This window comes from Dermabacter vaginalis (assembly GCF_001678905.1).
GTDB classification, from domain to species: domain Bacteria; phylum Actinomycetota; class Actinomycetes; order Actinomycetales; family Dermabacteraceae; genus Dermabacter; species Dermabacter vaginalis.
Map to the genome: position 1 here is coordinate 1706553 of NZ_CP012117.1, position 23064 is coordinate 1729616.

Below are 23064 nucleotides of genomic sequence, written 5' to 3' on the forward strand. Positions count from 1 at the left end.
GCTCCCGCTGTGAAATGCGCGAGCCGTCAAGCGACTCTCTACTCTCTCACGAGTGACGCTCGATGAGCGAGGCCGCGGCTCGCTCGACCCTCACAATTGTCGTCTCCCCTATGCCGTGCAGTTCTTCTGTCCACTCTGCGACACGCCTGAACCCGCCGGGGAAGGCGCGGTCGACGAGATCCGCTGTTTCACCGTCGACCACAACTGCACCGGGCTCGGCGATTCCCTCGAGACGGGCGGCGAGGTTGACCTTGGGGCCAAACACATCCCCGTAACGCGAAAACATATTCCCCCAGGCGAGTCCAACGCGCACGTTCGGGAGCGAAGGCTGGCGCTTAATGTTCTCGGCAATCGAGAGTGCGATCCGCACGCCGTCTTCGGGCGTGTCGGCGAGGAACATGACCTCGTCACCCACGGTTTTCACAACGCGCCCGCCACCGTCGGAAATGACATCCCGCGTGAGGTTTTCGAAGTCCCTAATCACACCCGCGAGCTCGATCCCATCGATCGACTGGGCAAGGCGCGTGAACTGCACGAGGTCGGCAAAGCCTACGGCGCGCGGGAGGGGAAGCGACTCATCATCCCAGTCACTCGTCGAGGTACGCAGGATCTCGGCGCCCGCACGCGCGGTATAGGCCGACATCTGTCGTCGAAACACGTGGATGGCCTGGTGCTCGAAGATCTCGATGAACTGCGGGACCGATTCAAGCATGTGCATGCGTGCTTCGGTGTCACTCATATCGTGGCGCTGCTTCGCATCGTCCACGAGCGCCTCGGTGAGCCACATGGCAAGGCGCCCCATGTGAAACCCCAGCCCGCGCACGATCGTGACAAACGTATCGTCGCTGAGCGTTCCATCGTTCACGAGCGCGGCGAGGTCGGCGATCGCTTCAGCGTCGTCTTCGGTAAAGGCGGTCGTGTCGAGGGCGACGTTCGAAAAGCCGAGCCCGCGCCAGTAATCGGTACTGAGCTGCCGGTCGACATTGAAATCTTCTTCGAGGTCGCGTCTGGAGTACTCCCGTTCACCGTCGAGAAGGGAGCGCTCAAGGGCACCGATAGCGCCCCGCACGCGCGCGAAGCGTTCGTTGAGGGCATTTGGCATGGCTCCCTCGGCACTATGCTCGCTCGGCTCCTCGCGATCGTGAACGATGCTCATCTGGTCCTTTCGTCTTCTTCGCGCCTTGCCCGCCGGGTGATTCTCCCCCTCCGGGGCGCGCAAGGTGCACGTCGGCGGCGTCGAGGGCGTGGCGGCCTCGCTCCGCATTCTCCACGAGGAGCCTGCCCGTCGGATCAACGTCGAGCGCGTGCGCGTCGTACCGCGCACCTGCCGGTGTGACTACGACAACCCGCGACCCGAGAGTGAGGCAGTTCACAGCATACCGCGTTCGCAGGTCCCGAAAGTCCCTTCCTCCAGAATCCACGAGCGCGAAAATGCGCGCGATGTTTCGCGCGAGCACCTCGCCGAACTCGCGGCGTCCCTCAAGGTCACTGAGCGCGGTGCCGTAACGCGAATCAAGACTCGCGAGCGTCGCCGCTTTCTCAAGCCCCTCGCGTTCTCGTTCGATCGCCCCCGCGAGATTGACTCCGACCCCCGCGAGAAGACGCCCCGCGTCCACGCGCACGAGGATCCCCGCGATCTTCTCCCCCGCCGGCGAGAGGATGTCATTTGGCCATTTAAGACCGGGCAGAGGCGCCCCAGGCGCGACCTCGGCACAGGCGTCGAGCACGGCAAGCGCGCTCGCGAGCGGATACCAGCCGCGAAGCTGCGGGGCCGGCAGTGGCCAGGCAACCGTCAACGCGAGCGATTCGCCCGGCCTGTTCTGCCACCGCCTACCTTGACGGCCGTGCCCCGCGCGCTGATCGAGAGTCATGAGCGCAAACGGCGCTTCGAGCGCGTCGTACGGCGGTTCGGCGAGAATGTCGAGAGTTGAGGTGCACGAGTGCACGTAGTCAATGCGCAGCGGCTCGCTCACGTACTTTTGCTCCCTCATTTTTCGTGCATGGCGTACACTCACGAGAGCAATTGTGCCAGGCCACGACGGAGCAGGAGTGGGAGTGAACGAGACGCCGAGGCGGTCCACCACCGCCGAGAGACTTGAAGAACTTCGGTCTCGCGAGAATGCGGCCGTCACGGAGGCGGGCGCAAGCGCGATCAAAAAACAGCACGCACGGGGGAAGAAAACTGCCCGCGAGCGCATCGAGGAACTTCTCGATTCGGGCTCGTTCGTGGAGACCGATCGCTTCGTGCGCCACCAAAGCCATAACTTCGGGCTCGAAAAGAAGCGCATCGACGGTGACGGCATCGTCACGGGTTACGGCACGATCGACGGCCGCCAGGTCTGCGTGTACTCGCAGGATTTCACTGTTCTCGGTGGCTCCCTCGGCGAAGCCCACGGGAAGAAGATTCAAAAAATCCAGGATCTCGCTCTCTCGACCGGAGTGCCGATCATCGGCATTCTTGACGGCGGCGGCGCACGCATCCAGGAAGGTGTCGCTTCACTCGCGACCTTCGCGGGAATCTTCCGCCGCAACACTCGCGCCTCGGGCGTCATCCCCCAAATCTCGCTCATCATGGGGCCGGCAGCGGGGGGTGCGGTGTACTCCCCCGCCTTGACCGACATCATCGTGATGGTCGAGAAGTCCTCCCATATGTTCATCACCGGCCCGGACGTCATCAAGACCGTCACGGGCGAGAACGTTGGCTTCGAGGAGCTCGGCGGCGCCCGCACCCATTCGAGCACATCTGGCGTCGCGCACTACATGGCTAGCGATGAGTCGGATGCGCTCGACTACGTGCGCGATCTGCTCTCCTATCTCCCCGCGAACACGCTCACAGAAGCTCCCGTCTACCCTGACGAAGCCGACCTTGAACCGACCCCCGAGGATCGCGCACTTGATCGCCTTATCCCGGATTCCCCGAATCAGCCCTACGACATGCAGAGCGTCATCGAGGCCATCCTCGATGACGAGTTCCTTGAACTCCACGGAAACTTCGCAAAGAACGTCGTGGTGGGTTTCGGGCGCGTCGAAGGCCATAGCGTGGGCATCGTCGCGAATCAGCCCTCGCAGCTCGCGGGCACACTCGATATCGATGCGAGCGAGAAAGCTGCGCGCTTCGTGCGCCTGTGCGACTCCTATAACGTCCCCGTGCTCACGCTCGTAGATGTCCCGGGCTTCCTCCCGGGGACCGATCAGGAGTACGGCGGAATTATTAGGCGTGGCGCAAAGCTTCTGTACGCATACGCGGAGGCCACGGTCCCGCTCGTGACCGTCATCACTCGCAAAGCGTACGGCGGCGCCTACATTGTCATGGGGTCGAAGGAGCTTGGCGCTGACGTCAATCTCGCGTGGCCCACGGCCCAGATCGCCGTGATGGGTGCGCAGGGCGCGGTCAATATTCTTCACCGCAAGGAACTTAAGGCCGCTACCGAAGCGGGCAAGGATGCCGAGGCTCTCCGCGCACAATTCCAAGCGGAGTACGAGGAGACGTTCGCGAATCCCTACGTTGCTGCGGAACGCGGCCTCCTCGACGGCGTGATTCAGCCGCACGAAACGCGTGAAGCGATCACGCGCGCGCTGCGGGCCTTGCGCACTAAGCGCGACGCACTACCCACGAAAAAACACGGGAATATCCCCCTGTGAGCACCGAAGAAACGGGCACGGTCCCAACGACGATCCCCGCGCACGAAGAGCCGAGCAGCCCGAGCGTCGAGCTCGTTTCGGGCCACCTTGCTGATCACGAGATCGCGGCGATCGCGGTCGCCGTCGCGGCGATGAGTGCCATCTCGCGCGAAGAGGCACATCAGCGCGAAATAGCAGAGCGCGCAGGTCACTCCACATCGGCATGGAACTCCCCCGTGGCCACGCACAGGTCGGCGTATCCCCTGCGGGCGAGCGCAGGACCGAAGTCGTGGATGTTCTCCCAGCGCTAGCGCCCACGGTTAGAGTGGTGCCATGACAACGATGCGTACCCCTAGCCCCACCGACAATCTTGCGAACGGCTTTGTTGAGCGTTCGATCGCCTTGAGTCCCATGACGGCCACGAGTCTCGGCACCCCCGGCCAGGATCGCCTCATGGATGACCTCTCCCCCGAAGGCCTCGAGCAAGTGGCGACCCTGGCCCGCGACACTCTCGCAGGACTCGATTCCGTTGAGCGCGAGCACCCCGGCGATGACGTCGATCGCGTGACACGCGCCGCGATGCGCGAGCGCCTCGGCCTCGAACTCGAACACCACGACGCGCTCCTCACGCATGCCTCGGTCAACAACATCGCGTCGCCTGTCCAGGGCATCCGCAGCATTTTCGACATGATGCCGCAGGACACCGCTGAGGACTGGGCCACCATCAGCGAACGCCTCTCCCGCGTGCCCGAAGCCGTGCACGGTTATGCCGAGTCGCTTCGATACGCCGCCTCGAAGGGCGTTCTCGCGGCGAAGCGCCAGCAGCGCATTGGCGCGGAGCAGTCGCGTTCCTTTACGAAGGCCGACGGTTTCTTCCCCTCTCTCGTGGCAAAGTCTGGCCTCGAGGGCTCGGCCCGCGAGGATTTCGAGCGCCGCGTGGCACTCGCATGCGAGGCATACAACGAACTTGCCGCCGTATTCGATGAGCTCGAGGAGAAGGCCCCCGAGAAAGATGCGGTGGGCCGCGAGGCCTACCAGCTCGGTTCGCGCACGTTCCTCGGCGAAGAGATCGACGTCGAGGAGGCATACGAGTTCGGTGTTGAGGAACTCACCCGATTGATCGACGAGCAAAAGCAGGTGGCCTCGCGCCTGAATGCGCACTATGGCAACGGCGGCGGCGATTCGATCGACGCGGCGATGGCTTCGCTCAATGCCGATGAAGCACTCGTGCTGCACGGTACCGATAGCCTCAAAGCGTGGATGCAAGAGCTTTCAGATGCCGCAATCCGTGACCTTGCGGGCACCCACTTCGACATCCCGGAAGAGCTCACACGCCTCGAATGCATGATCGCCGAGACAGGCGCGGGCGGCATCTACTACACGGGGCCAAGCGAGGACTTCTCACGCCCGGGCCGCATGTGGTGGGACACCCCCGCAGGGGTTGACACGTTCCGCACCTGGAGCGAAACCACGACCGTCTATCACGAGGGTGTTCCCGGCCATCACCTCCAGGTGGGCACGCAGCAGCTTCAGTCGGAGCGTCTCAATCGTTGGCGGGCCTCCTTCATGTGGGTGTCGGGCCACGGCGAGGGCTGGGCTCTCTACGCGGAGCGGCTCATGGAAGAACTCGGCTACCTCACAACCGACGGGGAAAAGCTCGGCATGCTCATGGAGCAGCGTATGCGCGCGGGCCGCGTCGTTCTCGACATTGGACTCCACAACGAGCTTCCCGTCCCCGAGCGATTCGGTGGCGGAAAGTGGACCTACGAGCGCGGCTGGGACTTCGTTCGCGAACACTGGCGCATGGAGGAGCCCATCCAGCGCTTCGAGTATCACCGCTACCTCGGCTGGGCAGGCCAGGCGCCGAGCTACAAGCTCGGCCAGCGGGTCTGGGAGCAGCTGCGCGATGAGGCTCTCGCGCGGGGCACATCGCTGCGAGACTTCCACCGCGAAGCGCTTGAGCTTGGCGGCCTGCCCCTTTCCGTGCTGCGATCCGCTCTTTCTGCTCACGGGACCGGCGAGGTCGGGGCATGAGCGGCGGGCTTACCGGGAAAGGTGAAAGGGCCGACGCTCGCCCGGCGACCGTCGGAACCCCGCCTCACGAGCCTCTCCTGCTCCTCGCTTCGCAATCCGCCGGCCGCAAGGCCGTACTTTCGCGCGCGGGGATCGAGTTCACGGCGCTGCCCGCGGACGTCGATGAAGATGCCGTTCTCGCTTCCGCACTCGATACCTCGGGTCAGTTGGCTTTTGAGGACCGCGTGCTGACTCTTGCCCGAGCGAAAGCGGAAGCCTCGTGCGCGGCGAGCGAGGGTGGCTATGTCGTGCTCGGGGGCGATTCCATGCTTGAGTTCGAGGGAGAGCTCGTGGGTAAGCCCCGCACCGCAGAAACCGCACGCGAGCGATGGCATGCAATGCGCGGAAAGAAAGCACGCCTCCACTCGGGGCATTGGCTCATCGACGATCGCGATCCTCTCGACGGTGGGACGGGGGCGACGTTCGGGGAAACCGCGTCGACCAATGTGTACTTTGCCGACCTTTCGGATGCCGAAATCGATGCCTATGTCGAGACTGGCGAGCCGCTCTGGGTTGCCGGCGCTTTCACGATCGACGGCTATGGAGGCCCGTTCATTGAGCGCATCGAGGGCGATCACCACGCGGTCATCGGCCTCTCGCTTCCACTTCTTCGCCGAATGCTCCGAGAAATCTCCCTCGCGGTCAGCGACCTCTGGCGCCCTGCTCCCATGTCCTAGAACTCCTCCGTCCGCGGGCGGGTATATGCTCGGAAGGTTGCTGAGCACTTCGCCCGACACCTGAGAAGGATCCCGAATGCCAAAGCCTGCACTCCATCGACCGTTCCGCACGGTCCTCATCGCCAACCGCGGTGAGATTGCCGTGCGTATTGCCCGCGCCTGCCGTGACGCCGGGCTCCGATCGATCGCCGTGTACTCGGACTCGGATCGCGATGCCCTCCACACGCGCATCGCGGATGAGGGCTACGCCCTCGGTGGCACGAGCGCCGCGCAAAGCTACCTCGTGATCGACAAGCTTCTCGACATCGCTCAGCGAAGCGGCGCCGAGGCAATTCACCCCGGCTACGGTTTCCTCTCGGAACGCGCTGATTTCGCGCAGGCCGTCATCGATGCGGGACTCGTGTGGATCGGGCCTAGCCCCGACGCAATCGAAAAGCTTGGCGACAAGGTCTCGGCGCGCCACATCGCGCAAGCCGCGGGTGCACCACTCGTGGCCGGCACGAAGGACCCGGTCAAGGATTCCGGTGAAGTTGTGGCATTTGCGAAGGAGCACGGCCTCCCGATTGCGATCAAGGCCGCTTTCGGTGGCGGTGGTCGCGGCCTCAAAGTCGCGCGCGAGCTCGACGAGGTGCGCGAGCTTTTTGATTCCGCGACCCGCGAAGCGATCGCGTCGTTCGGTCGCGGCGAATGCTTCGTCGAGCGCTATCTCGATTCTCCTCGCCACGTGGAGACTCAGTGCCTCGCCGATAGCCACGGCAACGTCCAAGTCGTCTCCACACGCGACTGCTCGCTTCAGCGCCGCCATCAGAAACTCGTCGAGGAGGCGCCCGCACCGTTCTTAAGCGACGAACAGCACGCTCGTCTCGTGGAGTCGTCAAAAGCCATCCTCAAGGAGGCCCGTTACGTCGGCGCGGGCACGTGTGAGTTCCTCGTAGGCCAGGACGGCACCATTTCGTTCCTCGAAGTCAACACGCGCCTCCAGGTGGAGCATCCCGTGACGGAAGAGGTCACGGGCGTGGACCTCGTGCGCGAACAATTCCGCATCGCCGCGGGCGAGGAGATCTCCCCCGTCGATCCCGAGCCCCGCGGGCACTCCTTCGAGTTCCGCATTAACGGCGAAGACCCGGGCCGTGGGTTCCTCCCCTCTCCCGGGCCGGTCAAGGTTTTCGAGCCACCGCTCGGCCCCGGCGTTCGCGTTGATTCGGGGGTGCGCACGGGCGATGCGATCTCGGGGCACTTCGACTCAATGCTCGCAAAACTCATCGTGACAGGGGCGACCCGCGAAGAAGCACTCGAACGCTCGCGTCGTGCACTCGCGGAGTTCCGCATCGAGGGAATCCCCACGGTGATGCCGTTCCACAGGCTCGTGGTGGAGGATCCAGCCTTCGCCCCGCGCCACTCGGATGAGCCCTTCACGGTGCATACGCGCTGGATCGAGACGGAGTTTTCGGGCGACATCGCCCCCGCGCCAGTTCCAAACGCCACGGACGACGTTGAGGATCGTGAGGCGGTCGTCGTCGAGATCGATGGCCGCAAGGTCGAGATCTCGCTTCCCGCCTCGCTCCGCGCGCCTCGCGCACAGACTCCGCAGCGCCGTAAACGCCGTACGAGCGCCGCGCGGGGAACGGCTTCCGGTGGTCACGCCGTGAGCGCCCCTATGCAGGGCACGATCGTCAAGATCGCCGTCGAGGAGGGGCAGACTGTCGCCGACGGTGACCTGATCCTCGTGCTCGAGGCCATGAAGATGGAGCAGCCGATCCTCGCGCACCGCAGCGGCATCGTCACGAATCTCGACGCGGAAATCGGCGCGACCGTCTCCGCGGGTGCGGAACTCTGCACGATCGAAGACTAAAGGCAGCGCGCGCGAGTAGGCTTGGTGCATGACTGACCACCAACACCACTCATCAGATCCGTACCAGCTCGCCAAGGATGCCGCTCACGCGCTCCGTGAAGCATCCGGCATCGACCACATCGACATTGCGGTCACCCTCGGCTCAGGCTGGTCCGGCGCAGCGGACCTGCTCGGAACCGAGCTCTTTCGCACTCCCGCCGATTCAATCCCGGGATTCCAAAAGCCTTCGGTCAAGGGCCACGTGGGCACCCTGCGTATCATCGAGACGCCCAGTGGCGCTCGTGTGCTCGTGCTGGGCGCCCGCACCCACTACTACGAGGGGCGCGGCGTCAGCGCCACGGTGCACGGCGTGCGCACGGCCGCCGAGTTCGGTGCACGAACCCTTGTGCTCACCAACGGGTGTGGCGGCCTCAACGAACAGTGGAAGCCGGGAAGCCCCGTGCTCATCACCGACCACATCAACTTCACGGGCGACAGCCCGATCACGGGTGCGACATTCGTGGACCAGACCGACATCTACACCCCGCGCTTGCGCGAGATCGCCAAGAAGGTGGATCCAAGTCTCGACGAGGGCGTGTACATGCAGTTCCGCGGCCCGTTCTACGAAACACCCGCCGAGGTTCATATGGCGCGCGTACTTGGGGCAAGCCTCGTGGGCATGTCGACGGTGCTCGAGGCGATGGCCGCACGCGAGGCCGGTCTCGAGGTCCTCGGCTTCTCACTCGTCACAAACCTCGCCGCAGGGATCTCCCCCACCCCGTTGAACCACGAGGAAGTGATCGAGGCCGGTCGAGCCGCAGCTCCTCGCCTCGCGAAACTCCTCTCCGACACTATTCACACCATCGCCAAGGAGAGTGACCGATGAGCACACTCAACCCGGAGCTTTCACAGCGCGCTCGTGCGTGGATGAGCGACGATCCCGATCAGTCGACCCGCGACGACCTTGAGCGCCGCCTGACCGCCGCGGAGGCAGGCGACGAGGCTGAACTCACCGAGCTCAAAGGCGCTTTTGACGGCACGCTCCAGTTCGGCACCGCGGGCCTACGCGGCGCGATGGGGCCTGGACCGAACCGGATGAACGTTGCAGTCGTCTCGCGGGCCGCCGCAGGCATAGGCGCGTATCTTCGCGAGGTCGTCGGCGAGGCGCGAGTGGTGATCGGCTACGACGCGCGCTACAACTCCCGCACGTTTGCCGAAACGAGCGCCGCTATCCTCACCGCTGTCGGCCACGAGGTCATCCTGATGCCTCACCACTGGCCTACTCCCGTGCTCGCTCACGCGGTACGTGCCAAGAGCGCGGATTGCGGCATCATGGTCACGGCTTCTCACAACCCCGCACGCGACAACGGCTACAAGGTGTACCTCGGTGGCCGCGCGGCGAGCGAAGACGGCAACGGTGTACAGATCGTTCCGCCGGCCGATGCGGATATCGCCGCGAAGATCGCCGCCGTGGGAGCGGTGCGCGAGATCCCGCTCGCCGAGAGCGGGTGGGAGGTGATGCCCGAGACTTTCGTCGACGACTACATCGACGCGATCCTCCCCATCATCGACCGAGCTAGCACCGCCGATCAGAACACCGTGCGCACTGCCCGCACCGATCTGCGCATCGTGCACACCGCCATGCACGGCGTGGGCAGCGCAACGATGCTTGCGGCGTTTGAGCGCGCGGGATTCACCGACATCCACAGCGTGAAGGAGCAGCAGGAGCCCGATCCTGACTTCCCCACTGTCCCGTTCCCGAATCCTGAGGAAAAGGGCGCGATTGACCTGGCAGCGAAGCTCGCCGAACAGGTCGAAGCCGATCTCGTAATCGCGAACGACCCGGATGCCGATCGCTGCGCCGCCGCGATCTACGACCCGCGCCGCGAGGCATGGCGCATGCTCCACGGCGATGAGCTTGGGCTTCTTCTCGCCACCTACGTTGCGACTCACCGCCAGGTTGACGGGACCTTCGCGAATTCGATCGTGAGTTCACGCTCCCTCGGAGCGCTCGCCGCGGCTCGCGGTTACGCGAGCACGCAAACCCTCACGGGGTTCAAATGGATCGCACGCGCGAAGAACATCGCGTTCGGCTATGAGGAAGCGATTGGCTACTGCGTGCTTCCCAACGTCGTAAAAGACAAGGACGGCATCTCGGCGGCCCTCGCGATTGCCGAGCTCGCTGCCCTCACGAAGGCGAATGGTTCGAGTCTCGTGGAGCTCCTCGATGAACTCGCGCGTGAACTCGGACTCTACCTCACCTCACAGCTCTCGATTCGCGTCAGCAACCTCGACCTCATCAGCCAGATGATGCACACGCTGCGTACGGCTCCGCCGAGCACGCTCGCGGGCTCGGCTGTCGTCGAAGTGCGCGATCTTGCCGAGGGCTCCCTCGAGACGACCGGCCTTCCGCCCACAAACGGCATGCTCCTGCTCGCCGAGGATGACTCGCGCGTGATCGTGCGCCCCTCCGGAACCGAGCCGAAGCTCAAGGCCTACCTCGAGGTCGTCAGCGAAGTCGAGCAGAACGCGAGTTTTCACGACCTCTCGGCCGCACGCGCTGGCGCGGCCGAGAAGCTCGAGAACATGAAGAAGGAACTCGGCGAGCTCCTTGGCGCGAGAAGCTAGGCGCGCGCCTCTAGCTCAGCCAGGATCGCCGCGGAGCCGGACAGGCCAAGCCTGTTCGCGCCCGCGGCGATCATCTCTTCTGCGGCGTCAAGCGTGCGGATGCCGCCAGAGGCCTTTACGCCGAAGTCTTCGCCAACCGTTTCACGCATGAGCTTCACGGCGTGAGCGGAGGCGCCACCTGCCGGGTGGAAACCGGTGGAGGTCTTCACGAAGTCGGCGCCGGCGCGCTTCGCGGCTTCGCACGAGGCGACGATCTGCTCGTCACTCAACGCGGCAGATTCGATGATGACTTTGAGGACAACGGGCTTCGGCGCGGCCTCACGCACGGCACGAATCTCCTGCTCGGTGAAGTCACTGTCGCCCGCGATCGCACGGCCCACGTTGATCACCATGTCGACTTCTTCGGCACCCTTCTTGACCGAATCGGCGGCTTCAAAGGCCTTCACCTCGGGGGCGACTTGCCCAGAGGGGAAGCCACACACGGTCGCGACGTGGACACTCGTCTCGATCGGGAGCATCGAAGGTGATACACAGATGGAGTAGGTACCGAGCTTTTCGGCCTCGCGCGCGAGGGCGGCGGCGTCGGCGGGAGTCGATTCGGGCTTGAGGAGCGTGTGGTCGATCATGGCGGCCAGCTCGTCATAAGAAACAGGGGTCTTTTCACTGTGAGTTGTCATGCGTTCATTCTCCCACGCTCACACGTCATGTCTCTCAAAACCTCGAGGGCATAGGATGAGGTTCCGTGAGTGATCGCCCCAGCACCCCTTTTCCACGCATAGCAGCCGACCGCGACGGTACCCGGCCCCCGCGCCGCATCGTCCTCCTTTCGGGTCCCTCGGGAAGCGGGAAAGGGCGCCTCGCCGAGCACTCTGGTCTGCCCGTGCTCAATCTCGATGACTTTTACCGCGACCACGATGAAGAAGGTCTGCCTCGCGCGTTCGGGATCGTGGACTGGGACGATCCCGCCTCGTGGCGCGCCGACGACGCTCTCAGGGCCCTCGAAACCCTGTGCCATGAGGGAACCGTCGAGGTACCCACATATTCCATTTCACAGTCACGGCGCACCGGTACGCGCATCTTTAGCGCAGAAGAGTCTCCGCTCGTGATTGCCGAGGGGATTTTCGCTTCTGCACTCGTCGGGGCCCTCGCCGAACGAGGCCTTCTCGCCGATGCCATCGTTCTCGACCGGCCCGCAGCTCTCGTGTTTGGCCTGCGTTTCATCCGTGACGTGCGTCAGGCACGCAAGCCCATCCCGACCCTCGTACGACGTGGTCTCGCACTCGCCCGCTCCCAGGGCCGGGATGTCGATGAGTGGGCACGCGCCGGTATGCGCAGGCTCGCGCTTCGGCCCGCACTCGCCCGCGTAGGCGGGCTCGAGTGTTTATGGGCGGCCGACGCTCGCTCGGCAACCGTCGGGCGCGCACGCTCACACGAAGCCCCGCCAACGATCACGGTGTCGGCCGTATGCTTCTACGCCAAGACCGAAGGAGAATGGCGCGCTCTCGGCGTCCGCAAGCGCGGCACCGAGAAGTTTATGCAGCCAGGCGGCAAACCCGAGGCGGGCGAAACTCCGCTCGAGTGTGCGACCAGGGAGATTCGCGAGGAACTCCACCTGCGCCTCGACCCGGAAAAACTCGAACATCTTGGCCATTTCCGTACGGCCGCGGCGAACGAGGCCGGCACCCTCCTCATCTCCGACGTCTTTCTCGCCCCCGAGGTCGCAAACCCCGAGGAATTCACCCCGCACGCGGAAATCGAAGAAGTACGCTGGTTCCCCCTCGACACCAATCAGATCGTCGATGCTCACGTGCTCGCACCGCTTTTCCGTGACGAGGTGCTCCCCCTCTTGCGCGCGAGGCTCGGCACCGCGGACTGAGCAGCGAAAAGGCCGGGCGAACCGCACCTCACTGGTGCGGCTTAGCCCAGCCGATGCGGTTTTTAGGCGAGGCGGTCGAGCACGAGTGAGCCGCGCTCAAACTCGTCGACGTTCTCGAGCTTCCACGCCCCATCGATAGCCTCCAGGGACCGCGCAAAGCGATCTTCGGTGTCGGTGAGAAGCGTCGCGAGAACCTCCCCCTTTGTCACCCGATCACCAACCGTCTTGTGGAGGCGCACGCCGGCACCGAACTGCACAGCTTCACCCGGACGCGAGCGCCCAGCGCCGAGGCGCCAACCGGCAACACCGACCTTCATGGCGTCGAGGCCCGTGACGCAACCGTCGGAATCCGCAATGATCTCGTGGCTGTGCTTCGCCACCGGAAGTGCGGCCTCCGGATCACCGCCCTGCGCGCGGATCATCGCTTTCCACGTGTCCATCGCACGGCCATCCTTGAGCGCGGCGTCGACATCAACGTCCTTGAGGCCTGCTGCCGCGAGCATCTCGGTTGCGAGGGCAACGGTGAGTTCGACGACGTCGGCGGGGCCACCGCCGGCGAGCACCTCGACGCTCTCCTCCACTTCGATCGCGTTGCCAACGGCGCGCCCGAGCGGCACCGACATATCGGTGAGAAGCGCGACAGTGTTGACACCCGCATCGGTGCCGAGGTCGACCATCGTGCGCGCAAGTTCGCGTGCCATCTGCTCATCTTCCATGAACGCGCCCGCACCGGTCTTGACATCGAGCACGAGTGAGGCTGTGCCCTCGGCAATTTTCTTGCTCATGATCGAGCTCGCAATGAGCGGAATGCAGTTGACGGTTCCGGTGACATCGCGCAGCGCATAAAGCTTCTTATCGGCCGGAGCGAGTCCACTGCCCGCCGCGCACACGACCGCACCAACGGTCTCGAGCTGGCGCATCATTTCATCGTTCGTGAGATTTGCGCGCCAACCGGGGATCGACTCGAGTTTGTCGAGCGTACCTCCCGTGTGGCCGAGACCGCGGCCGCTCAGCTGCGGGACCGCCACGCCAAAGGACGCGACGAGTGGAGCGAGCGGGAGGGTAATCTTATCGCCCACGCCGCCAGTCGAGTGCTTATCGGTCGTCGTCTTCGAGAGCGCATCAAAGCTCATGCGCTCGCCCGAGGCGATCATCGCCTTAGTCCACAGGGCGATCTCCTCGCGGTTCATGCCATTAAGGTAGATTGCCATCGCGAGCGCGCTCATCTGTTCTTCGGCGATCACGCCACGCGTGTAGGCGTCGATCGTCCACGCGATTTGCTCGGGAGTGAGCTCGCGCTTGTCTCGCTTGGCGTGAATCACGTCAACGGCATCGAATGCTTCGGCCATGGTTAGTCCTTTCAACAGTGGCGGAGGTGAACGCGCCGCTACGCGCTCGGAGCAGCAGCGTCGAGGTCGGCAGGCCCAAAGGACTGCGGGAGCATCTCCTCGAGGCTTGCTTCGCCCTTCGGCGTGAGGATCGTGAAGTCGCCGGCGGCGTGCTCGGCGAGGAGCTGCCGGCAGCGCCCACACGGCATGATGACCTCACCGAGGCGATTCACACACACGAACGCGCGGATCTTGCCACCGCCGGTCGCCACAAGCTCGGAGATCATGCCGCACTCGGCGCACAGCGTCACGCCGTAGCCGGCGTTCTCAACGTTGCATCCGCGCACGAGGCGACCATCATCCACGAGGCCCGCGGCTCCCACGGGGTAACGGGAATACGGCACGTAGGCGCGCGCCGCAACCTCGCGCGCAGCCTGGAGTAGAGGTTCAAAATCCACCATCGTCAACGCACCTTTTACTGCTTGATGTATGGCTCGCCGTCGGCGGCGGGAACGCGCACGCGTCCCACGAAGCCCGCAACGGCGAATAGGGTCACAACGTACGGCAGCATCGCGAGGAACTCCGAGGGCACGGTGGCCTTGTGAAGGTCCGGCGGAAGAGAACTCGAGAGGATGCCGAGGTTCTGCTGGAGCGCGGTCGCGAACGCGAAGAAGAGCGCCGCACACATCGCCCCCACGGGGTGGTAGCGGCCAAGGATCATCGCGGCAAGCGCAATATAGCCCTTGCCAGCGCTCATTTCCTTCGCGAAGGCCACGTTCGTGCCAATCGTGAGAGTCGCACCGCCGAGGCCGGCGACCGCGGATCCCAAGAGGACGTTGCTCCAGCGGGTCTTCGCAACGTTGATGCCCACGGTGTCGGCGGCGAGCGGATGCTCACCCACGGCGCGCACACGAAGGCCCCAGCGGGTCCAAAAGAGCGCGGTTGTGAGAACGGCAACGATCACCCACATGAGATACACGAGGATGTTCTGGTCGAAGAGCGCCGGACCGATCACCGGGATGTCGGAGAGCACCGGTACGCGAAGATTAGGGAGCCGCATGGGGGTGTTGAAGTGTTCCGGATCCTGCTTCATGAGAGTGCCAAAGAGGAAGCCCGTCAGCCCAATCGCGAGAACGTTCAGCACCACACCCACAATGATCTGCTGGACGTGGTAACCCACGGCAAAGAGCGCGAGTAGGGCGCCGATGAGAAGAGCTACCACCGGGGCGGCGATCATGCCGATCCAGGGGCTGCCCGTCATCGAGCCTACAAGCGCGGCGCCGAAAGCGCCGAGGAGCAGCTGGCCCTCGATCGCGATGTTGACGACGCCCGCGCGCTCCGACAGCACGCCCGAGAGCGCGCCGAACACGAGCGGAACCGCGAGGGCAAGAGTCGCCTGGAGGAGGTAGCCGAGGTCAAGTGCCTGACCCGCGACCGCCCACACGAGGAAGTCAAAGGCCCACAGCACGCCAAACACGACCTGCACGAGGCCCTTGGTGCCGCGTGGCCACGTGAAGTTTTTCGCCTGCACTATCCACACGAGGGCCGCGAGCGCCACGAGAAGAAGGCCGAGCACAAGCGAGGTTGCTTGCGCGGGCATCGAAATTTTCTGGGGCACCCCCATGTCGGTAAACATCGATTCGCGGGCAATCGTGAAGGTCGAATCGTGGCCTGGAACCGCACCAAGCCAAAAGCCTGCAAGGGCGATGAGAGCAAAGATGCTCAGGGCTAAGGGCATGTGCCACCAATTCGGGAGGCGCCCCTTGACCGTATCGAGAACGACAACGTCATCGGTGGGAAGCGCGCGAGGATCGTGAGCGCTCATCTCATGCCTCCTTCGAAGCGTCAGTGGTGCCGTCGGCGGGTGCGTCCGCTCGGTGACTGCCGGCTACGGCGGGGGTTTCTGAAGTTCCGACGGTTGCCGTGGAGGCGTCGGATTCCTCCGTCGCGGGGGCGGCACTAACCGACGGTGTGTCGTCGTCCTTTTTGTCTCGCGCGAGGAACGAGAGACCGGTGAGGGTTCTCACGAGCGGCGGCGCGGCAATGAAAAGCACCACGAGTGCCTGGACGATGCTCACGAGATCGATCGGGACGCCCTGGCTCGACTCCATAAAGCGGCCACCAACGCCAAGGGCGGCGAAGAGGAGGCCCGCGAGGAGGATGCCAACGGGGCCGGAGCGGCCAAGAAGCGCCACCGTGATCGCATCAAAACCGATGCTGCCCGCGATGCCGCTCGTGAGGCGGTGTTCGGTCCCGAGCAGATGCACGGAGCCGGCGAGACCCACGAGAGCGCCTGCGACCACCATGACGAGGAAGCTCGTCGTGCCGACCTTGATGCCCGCGACCTGCGCGGCGCGGGGGTTTTCACCGACGGTCCGGAACTTGAAGCCGAGCGAGCTGCGCGTGAGCAGCCACCACATGAACACGCCCGCGAGGAGCATGATGACGATGCCCGCGTGCAAACGATAGCCGGTCAGAAGCGTGGGCAGCTGAGCATTGACGGCAACGTCGGGCGAAACGGGCTGCGAACTGTTAGCGGCAGTGAAGGCCTCGGTCGTCAGCAAAAAACCGAGAAGAGAAACCGCGATCCAGTTGAGCATGATGGTCGAGATCACTTCGTTCGCCTCGAAGCGCGCCTTGAGGAAGCCCGCGATTCCGCCCCAGGCTGCGCCCGCGAGCGCGCCCACGATGAGCGCGACGATGAGGTGGACGACGGGCGGAAGGAAGGTCCACGTAAAGCCAACGTAGCCAGACATCGCCGCTCCCATGAGCAGCTGACCCGTGCCACCAATGTTGAACATGCCGGCCCTGAAACCAACAGCCATGCCGTAGGCGGCGATAATGAGGGGTGTGGCGACCGTCAGGGTTTCAAAGAGGGGGCGCCACATGAGAGCGGTCGTTCGCGCGTTGTAGTCGAAGATTGCGCCGCGGAACATCGCCTCGTACGCCCCGGCGATCGCTGCCCACGATGCCTCAAAGAAATCGCTCGGGCGCGCGAAGACATAGCCGAAGGACTCACGTACATCTTCATTGGCGATCAAGATGAGAACGCTACCGATGATCGCGGCAATGATGAATGCACCGATGACGACCGAGATTTCGCTGCGGCCAATCCGCTGGGCGAGGGTGCGACTCGACGTGGTGTTTTTCTCGCTCACGAGAGCTCTCCTTCCTCGGTCAGGGCGCTCTCACTCAGCGTTCCCGTTCCGTTAGCGACGGCCTCGCGGGCCGCCTCGGCGCTATAGCCTGCCATCATGAGGCCCAGCACTTCGCGGCTTTCGTCTCCAGGCACAATCCCGAGGATCTCACCGCGGTACATCACTGCGATGCGGTCGGCAAGCTGGCACACCTCGTCGAGTTCGGTCGAGACGATGATGACCGGGGTTCCCTTGTCTCGTTCGAGAACGATGCGTTTGTGGAGGAACTCGATCGAACCAACGTCAACGCCGCGTGTGGGCTGCGAGGCGATGAAGAGCGAAAGGTCGCGCGAAAGCGCGCGGCTCATCACGACCTTCTGCTGGTTTCCACCTGAGAGGGAGCCAACGGGAAGGTCAATTCCGGCCGTACGAATGTCGAACTCCTTGACCTGGCTTTCAGCGTGCGTGCGGATCGTGCCCGGGTGAAGGGAGATTACCGAGCCGAAAGGCCTGCGGTCGTGTTGGTCGAGAACGAGGTTTTCGGCGACCGAGAACGACTTCATGAGGGCGTCCTCGGTGCGGTCCTCGGGGACAAATCCGACGCCTTCGTCCAGGATCCGTTTCGTGCTGAGGCCCACGAGGTCGGTGCCATTCAAATAGGCGTGCCCGCTCACGTGCTGCTGAAGGCCGAGAAGGGCTTCGGTGAGCTCAGTTTGACCGTTCCCCTGGACCCCCGCGACGCCGAGGATCTCTCCTTCGTGAACGTCGAAACTCACGGAGTTCAGGAGCTTGAGGCCATTGTTGTCAGTGACAGTGAGGCCCTCAACCTTGAGGGCGGCTTTCCCACCCTTCGGCGCAGTTTTCTCGAAATCGAGAGCAACGGTGCGGCCCACCATCATGTTCGCGAGATCCGTCTGAGGAGCGCTCGGATCGGCAGATCCCACGACTTTTCCGCGACGAATGACGGTGATGCGATCCGCCACGGCCTTCACTTCCCGGAGCTTGTGAGTGATGAACACGATCGAGGTGCCCTCATCCTTGAGCTGCCTCATGATCTGCATGAGCTCATCGGTCTCTTGGGGCGTGAGAACCGCGGTGGGCTCGTCGAGAACAAGAACCTCGGCGCGGCGCGAAAGCGCCTTGATAATCTCAACGCGCTGCTGGGCACCGACGGGCAGGTCTTCGAGCTTGGCATCCGGGTCGATATCGAAGCCGAACCGCTTCGAAATCTCGCGCACCTTCGCGCGTGCTTGGTCAAGGTCGAGGAAGGCCCCCTTCGTGGGCTCATGACCGAGGGCAACGTTTTCCGCGACGGTGAAAACGGGGATAAGCATGAAGTGCTGGTGCACCATGCCGATCCCGGCCGCCATGGCCTCGCCGGGACCCGCGAAATGCACGGGCTGATCATCGATAAGAATCTGGCCGCCGTCGGGCTGGTAGAGCCCGTACAGGACGTTCATGAGGGTGGACTTGCCCGCGCCGTTTTCACCGAGAAGCGAATGAATTTCGCCCTCGTTGATGACCAGATCGATATGGTCGTTCGCCACGAGCGAGCCGAACACCTTCGTGATGCCTCGCAGTTCGAGTTTCACGCGCACAGCCTTCCGTGAGTGACACGGACCCACCGGGCCCGAGGGGTGTCGGAGTTCGAGTATAAGGGGTTTGGGCACGCTGGCGGCCCCCTCCCGAGAGAGGGGGCCGCCGGCCTAGCGAGTAATGCTCGTCACAGATAACTGAGGGCTAATGCTCAGTGCTGAGGCGAAGCGGGCGAGGTCACTTCGATCTCGCCACTGACGATCTGCTTCTGGAGGTCTTCGACTTCCTTCTTCAGTTCTGCGGGGATCTTGCTATCGAACTCGTGGTAGGAAGCAAGACCGACGCCACCGTTTTCGAGGGTGCCCACGTACGGCTCGTTCGTGAACTTACCTTCAGCAGCCTCCGTGCCGGTCGTCTCGACTGCGGCTGCAATCTCCTTCACCACCGAGGTGAGGATGACGTCCTTTGCGTCGGGGTTGGTCTCAACGCCGTCGGAGTCGACCCACACGACCATGACGCCGTCCTTTTCCTTCGCGGCCGCGAGGGTGCCTGCACCGACGGGGCCCGCCACCGGCATGATGATGTCGGCACCCTGAGAGATGAAACCTTCGGTGAGGGCCTTGCCCTTGGTCTGGTCCTCAAAGTCGCCGGTGAAGGAGCCGTCCTGGCTGTCCTTGTTCCAACCGAGGACCTTAACGTTCGTGCCGTGGGCTTCGTTGTACTTTGCGACGCCATCGGCAAAACCGTCCATGAAGATCGTCACCGTGGGAATCTTCCCGCCACCGTAGGTGGCAACCGTACCGGTCTTGGTGGTACCCGCTGCCACGTAACCCGCAAGGTAAGCGGCCTGGGCGGTGTCGAACGTGAGGGGCTTGACGTTCTCGACCTCGACGGGATTGCCATCCGCATCCTGCGCCGTCGCGTCGATGATGGCGTAATGGGTATCGGGGTTCGCCTCGGCCTCGGCCTTGATGGTCTTCGAGAAGAGGTAGCCGACAGCGTAAATCATGTTGCAGTCGCCCTGCACCATGTTCTGCAGGTTGGGGGCGAAGTCCGCCTCACTCGACGACTCGGCGGTCTGGACCTTATAGCCCTTGTCCTCTTTGAGGGTCGTGAGGCCGTTGAAGCCAGATTCGTTGAACGACTTGTCGTCGAAGCCGCCCGAATCGGACACCATGCATGCCTTGAAGTCGCTGCCCTTGCCGGAACCGGAATCGGCCCCGGATTCTTCGGGAGGAGTGCCACAGGCGGAGAGAACGAGGGCGCCGGCACCGAGCAGTGCGGCCGCGCGGGAAAGGGACTTCACAATTGCCTCCAACGTGAGGGAATGAGTTGACGGTGCGCCCGGCCGATCCGAGCACCCTTCTCATAATGTAACGCTCCGTTAACCTGAATGCACTCCCAGACTCGGAATCTAGGGAGCACCCGTCTGAAGCCTATAAAAGCCCCTCCAGACCTTCCGCTTCTAGCCGCTTCACGAGTGCCCCGACGTCTTGCGCTTTCGCCTCGTCCACGACTAGCAAAACGTCCCCTGCTTCGACGACGCTAATGCCATCGAGACCCACCAGGGCGATCGGCCGCTCGGAGTTCGAATACACGCGCGCCCGAGAATCGACACTCACGACCTTGGCGGTCCCCGCGACCCCCAATTCGCCGTCTGTTTCCTTTTCGCCGCGCACAACTCGCGCGAGCGCCCGAAAGTCTCCGATGTCGTCCCATGCGAAGCTCGCGGGCACGACGGCGACCGCCCCGCGCGAGGCGAGCGGCTCCGCGAGCGCATGATCAATCGCGATCGGCTCGAGGCTCGCCCAGATCGCTTCGCCCTCCCCCGAAAGCTCTCCCCCGGTCTCCTCGAGCGCGAGAGCTCGTGCGGCGTCGCTAATCTCGGGATGGAGATCGTCGAGGGCTTCCAGCAGCACGCGCGCCTTCACGACAAACATCCCCGCATTCCACATGAAACGTCCGCTTCGCACGAACTCGGTAGCGGTCGCGGCATCCGGTTTTTCGACGAAACGGGCAACGTTTAAAGCTCCCGCGGAGCGCAGGGCAATCGCGTCCTCATCGGCCGCATCTGACGGGCAGGTCTCGATGTACCCGAAAGCACTCGACGCCGACGTGGGTTCAATCCCGATGGTCGCGAGGTAGCCGAGCTCCGCAGCGGCGATCGCGCTGTAGACGCCCTTCCAGAAGTCTTCCTTCGGTGCGATCACGTGGTCGGCTGCGAAGGAGCCAATGATGGCACCAGGGTGCTCGCGTTCGGCAAGCGCGGCAGCCCACGCGATCGCTGGCATCGAGTTTTTTCCACTCGGCTCGGAAAGGATCTGGGCACCGTCGCCAACCTGGGCGGCAACTGCCTCACGGTGCGCACGCCCCGTCACGATAATGGGTCGCGCCGAGGACAGGGGCGCGAGACGCTCGAGAGTATTGACAAGGAGACTCGCACCGTTGCCCTCAAGGTCGAGGAGAAACTTCGGGTGGCTCTGACGCGAAAGCGGCCAGAGCCTCGTGCCTGAGCCTCCAGCCGGAATGACGGGAATAAACGGGGAGGAGGTGGTCATAGGCCAAGGCTAACGGAGCCGGTGCGTCAACGCTGAAAGAGACTCTGCCCGACAAAACCGCCCTCGCGGCACCCGGGAAGGACCACAAACACAGCCGAGCCAATCGGCGTCGTCCATGTATTGAGTAAGTCGCCGTCGGAAAGCCGCTGTTGCATGGGGACGAACTGTTCGTCGACGTCGCGCTGATAGCTCACGAAAATAAGCCCGGTGTTCGAGATCTCGCTCCCGGTGGGGGCATCGTCGTAGTTGAAGGGCCGTCGGAGAATCTGCTCATGCTCGTGGCGCGTACCGTCGTCCGCCAACCTCGCGCGCCGCATATGGGAGTATTCGCCGATCACGTGAAATCCGTGCTTGTCCTTTGCGGCAAAATCGGCCTCGCCGTTCTCGCCTGGCCCACCGGCGAGCGGGGCGCCGTCGGACATCCGTCGCCCCACGGAAAACTCGCGACCCACGCGGTCCACACGGTCCCACTCGTCAACGTCCATCGCGATCCTGCGCACCACCATCGAACAGCCACCGGCGAACGGACCATCGGTGATCCATACGTGCGTGTCGAGACCGCTGCCCTCCGGGTTCACCGTCCCGTCAATCTGCCCAAACAGATTCCTTTGAGACCCCGTGGGGGCAGCAAAGCGCGCGTTCCTGAAACCCTTTTGCACCCAGGTGAGCGTGCAGAACGCGCGCGAATCCTTGAGCAGCATCCGTTGAGCGTGGGCGAGCGCGATCGGGTCGTCCGATTGCAGGGCGATCAGCACGTCTCCGCCCGACCAACGCTCCTCGAGCCTGTCGATCTCAAACGCTGGCAGCGGCCTCAGCCACGAGGGCGGCTCAACACCAGCGAGCGCGACCGCCTTCTCGCCGAGGGCAAACATCACCCGAAGCCGTGCGGGCGCATCGGCGAGTTCAGGCTCCGTGTCGGCGAGCGGGGCACGCCCCTGCGTCAGCCTCGCAGCATCGTCGCTGAGGAGCCTCAGCATTCGTTCGAGGCCGCCTCTCTCCGTTTTCGGGCGGAGGCCAAGGGCGATGAAGACCCCGTGCGCGAGTGGTGGCTCGGCGATGCCCGCCTGGTGCGGGCCATAAAAGCTCTCGCGCGCCTCGCCCACGATGCGGCGCTTGTCGAGCTCCTCCTCGGTAGGGAGTGGTGTCGTGCGCTCGGCATTCTCGCCCCCTGCAGCGTGGTATGCGCTCGCGCCCGCCGCTCCAAGACCGAGTCCCGCAGCTCCAACGAGGCCTGCGGCGAGAAAAGCTCGCCTGTCACCATCGGGTCTCACTGGCCGTCGTCACTGCCCATGTCGCCATAGTTTTCCTCGGCGCCTGCGAAGTCCTTGACGATTGCGGTGAAGTCCACGTCATCCATACCCTCGATTTCGAGGGTGAGCGCAATGCTCTCGCCAGCGGCAAGGGGCTTCGTCAGCCCCATGAGCATGATGTGCGGGCCACCGGGTTCGAGCATGAAGCTCTCGCCAGCCTTGAGCGTGAATCCGCCCTCAGCTTCGCGCATCGTGCTCTTACCGTTTTCTGTCACAACCTCGTGGAGCATGCACATGTCCGCCGCATCGCAACGCGCACCCGTGATCCGCACGCTCTCCTGTGCACCGCCCGCGTAGGTGAGGGACGCGAACACTGCGGTCATGTCGGTGTCAGCGGGGTCGGCTGCCTTCACCCATGCGTCGCTCACCTTCACGCTGCCATCGTGAGCATCCGCGGCCTCCGACGGTTGCTGCGCCTTCGATGAGGCATCCTTCTCGGGCTGTTCCGAACAACCGGCAAGAGCAACCATGCTGAGACTCGCGAGCCCT

General features: G+C 64.0%; 20 protein-coding genes. 8 read left to right on the forward strand and 12 right to left on the reverse strand.

Going from position 1 to position 23064, the window contains the following annotated elements; genetic code table 11:
* Positions 1 to 46: 46 nt before the first annotated feature.
* Together DAD186_RS07520 and DAD186_RS07525 are read right to left on the reverse strand one after the other, a co-directional pair.
* On the reverse strand, positions 47 to 1156 hold the full coding sequence (locus DAD186_RS07520; protein WP_065248142.1) for an adenylate/guanylate cyclase domain-containing protein: 1110 nt from the start codon (positions 1154 to 1156) through the stop codon (positions 47 to 49).
* Entirely contained in the window at positions 1116 to 2015 is a 900-nt protein-coding gene (locus tag DAD186_RS07525) for a biotin--[acetyl-CoA-carboxylase] ligase (protein WP_150332949.1), read from the reverse strand. The genes DAD186_RS07520 and DAD186_RS07525 overlap by 41 nt, the downstream gene beginning before the upstream one ends.
* Before the next feature lie 40 nt (positions 2016 to 2055).
* Between DAD186_RS07525 and DAD186_RS07530 the strand changes: the two genes are divergently transcribed.
* The 7 genes from DAD186_RS07530 to DAD186_RS07560 all read left to right on the forward strand — a co-directional run bounded on the left by DAD186_RS07530 (position 2056) and on the right by DAD186_RS07560 (position 10830).
* Complete coding sequence (locus DAD186_RS07530) at positions 2056 to 3642, forward strand: acyl-CoA carboxylase subunit beta (protein WP_065248144.1); 1587 nt, start codon at positions 2056 to 2058, stop codon at positions 3640 to 3642.
* A complete protein-coding gene (locus DAD186_RS07535; protein ID WP_065248145.1) occupies positions 3639 to 3932 on the forward strand; it encodes an acyl-CoA carboxylase epsilon subunit in 294 nt (97 codons plus the stop codon). The genes DAD186_RS07530 and DAD186_RS07535 overlap by 4 nt, the downstream gene beginning before the upstream one ends.
* A 22-nt stretch (positions 3933 to 3954) precedes the next feature.
* Entirely contained in the window at positions 3955 to 5655 is a 1701-nt protein-coding gene (locus tag DAD186_RS07540; protein WP_065248146.1) for a DUF885 domain-containing protein, read from the forward strand.
* Complete coding sequence (locus DAD186_RS07545) at positions 5652 to 6371, forward strand: Maf family protein (RefSeq protein ID WP_082991136.1); 720 nt, start codon at positions 5652 to 5654, stop codon at positions 6369 to 6371. Before DAD186_RS07540 ends, DAD186_RS07545 begins: the two co-directional genes overlap by 4 nt.
* Positions 6372 to 6447: 76 nt before the next feature.
* A complete protein-coding gene (locus DAD186_RS07550) occupies positions 6448 to 8223 on the forward strand; it encodes an acetyl/propionyl/methylcrotonyl-CoA carboxylase subunit alpha (protein WP_065248147.1) in 1776 nt (591 codons plus the stop codon).
* A gap of 28 nt (positions 8224 to 8251) precedes the next feature.
* A complete protein-coding gene (locus DAD186_RS07555) occupies positions 8252 to 9088 on the forward strand; it encodes a purine-nucleoside phosphorylase (protein ID WP_065248148.1) in 837 nt (278 codons plus the stop codon).
* On the forward strand, positions 9085 to 10830 hold the full coding sequence (locus tag DAD186_RS07560; protein ID WP_065248149.1) for a phospho-sugar mutase: 1746 nt from the start codon (positions 9085 to 9087) through the stop codon (positions 10828 to 10830). The genes DAD186_RS07555 and DAD186_RS07560 overlap by 4 nt, the downstream gene beginning before the upstream one ends.
* Here the strand turns inward: DAD186_RS07560 and deoC are convergent.
* Positions 10827 to 11507 carry a deoxyribose-phosphate aldolase gene (gene deoC, locus DAD186_RS07565; protein ID WP_065248150.1) on the reverse strand — a complete coding sequence of 227 codons (681 nt, stop codon included), beginning with the start codon at positions 11505 to 11507 and terminating at the stop codon, positions 10827 to 10829. The two genes, DAD186_RS07560 and deoC, sit on opposite strands and share 4 nt — an antisense overlap.
* 65 nt (positions 11508 to 11572) lie before the next feature.
* On the opposite strand from deoC, the gene DAD186_RS11090 reads away from it, so the two are divergent.
* Positions 11573 to 12706 (forward strand): NUDIX domain-containing protein, encoded by a 1134-nt coding sequence (locus DAD186_RS11090; RefSeq protein ID WP_236886231.1) that lies wholly within the window; start codon positions 11573 to 11575, stop codon positions 12704 to 12706.
* 62 nt (positions 12707 to 12768) lie between these two features.
* Here the strand turns inward: DAD186_RS11090 and DAD186_RS07575 are convergent, their stop codons facing one another.
* The 9 genes from DAD186_RS07575 to DAD186_RS07615 all read right to left on the reverse strand — a co-directional run bounded on the left by DAD186_RS07575 (position 12769) and on the right by DAD186_RS07615 (position 23045).
* Entirely contained in the window at positions 12769 to 14055 is a 1287-nt protein-coding gene (locus DAD186_RS07575; RefSeq protein ID WP_065248151.1) for a thymidine phosphorylase, read from the reverse strand.
* Positions 14056 to 14093: 38 nt separating this feature from the next.
* Entirely contained in the window at positions 14094 to 14495 is a 402-nt protein-coding gene (locus DAD186_RS07580; protein WP_065248152.1) for a cytidine deaminase, read from the reverse strand.
* 14 nt (positions 14496 to 14509) lie between these two features.
* Positions 14510 to 15859, reverse strand: coding sequence for an ABC transporter permease (locus tag DAD186_RS07585; RefSeq protein WP_065248153.1), 1350 nt, complete (start codon positions 15857 to 15859; stop codon positions 14510 to 14512).
* A gap of 1 nt (position 15860) precedes the next feature.
* On the reverse strand, positions 15861 to 17192 hold the full coding sequence (locus tag DAD186_RS07590; RefSeq protein ID WP_065248154.1) for an ABC transporter permease: 1332 nt from the start codon (positions 17190 to 17192) through the stop codon (positions 15861 to 15863).
* Positions 17189 to 18763 (reverse strand): ABC transporter ATP-binding protein, encoded by a 1575-nt coding sequence (locus DAD186_RS07595; RefSeq protein ID WP_065248155.1) that lies wholly within the window; start codon positions 18761 to 18763, stop codon positions 17189 to 17191. The genes DAD186_RS07590 and DAD186_RS07595 overlap by 4 nt, the downstream gene beginning before the upstream one ends.
* A 155-nt stretch (positions 18764 to 18918) precedes the next feature.
* The gene (locus DAD186_RS07600; RefSeq protein ID WP_065248156.1) at positions 18919 to 20013 is read right to left on the reverse strand and encodes a BMP family lipoprotein; all 1095 of its coding nucleotides are present in this window, start codon (positions 20011 to 20013) and stop codon (positions 18919 to 18921) included.
* A gap of 130 nt (positions 20014 to 20143) precedes the next feature.
* Complete coding sequence (locus DAD186_RS07605) at positions 20144 to 21265, reverse strand: mannose-1-phosphate guanylyltransferase (RefSeq protein WP_065248157.1); 1122 nt, start codon at positions 21263 to 21265, stop codon at positions 20144 to 20146.
* A 26-nt stretch (positions 21266 to 21291) separates the two neighbouring features.
* Positions 21292 to 22536, reverse strand: a complete 1245-nt coding sequence (locus DAD186_RS07610) for a Dyp-type peroxidase (protein ID WP_065248158.1) — start codon at positions 22534 to 22536, stop codon at positions 21292 to 21294.
* Entirely contained in the window at positions 22533 to 23045 is a 513-nt protein-coding gene (locus tag DAD186_RS07615) for a copper chaperone PCu(A)C (protein ID WP_065248795.1), read from the reverse strand. Before DAD186_RS07615 ends, DAD186_RS07610 begins: the two co-directional genes overlap by 4 nt.
* Positions 23046 to 23064 lie beyond the last annotated feature (19 nt).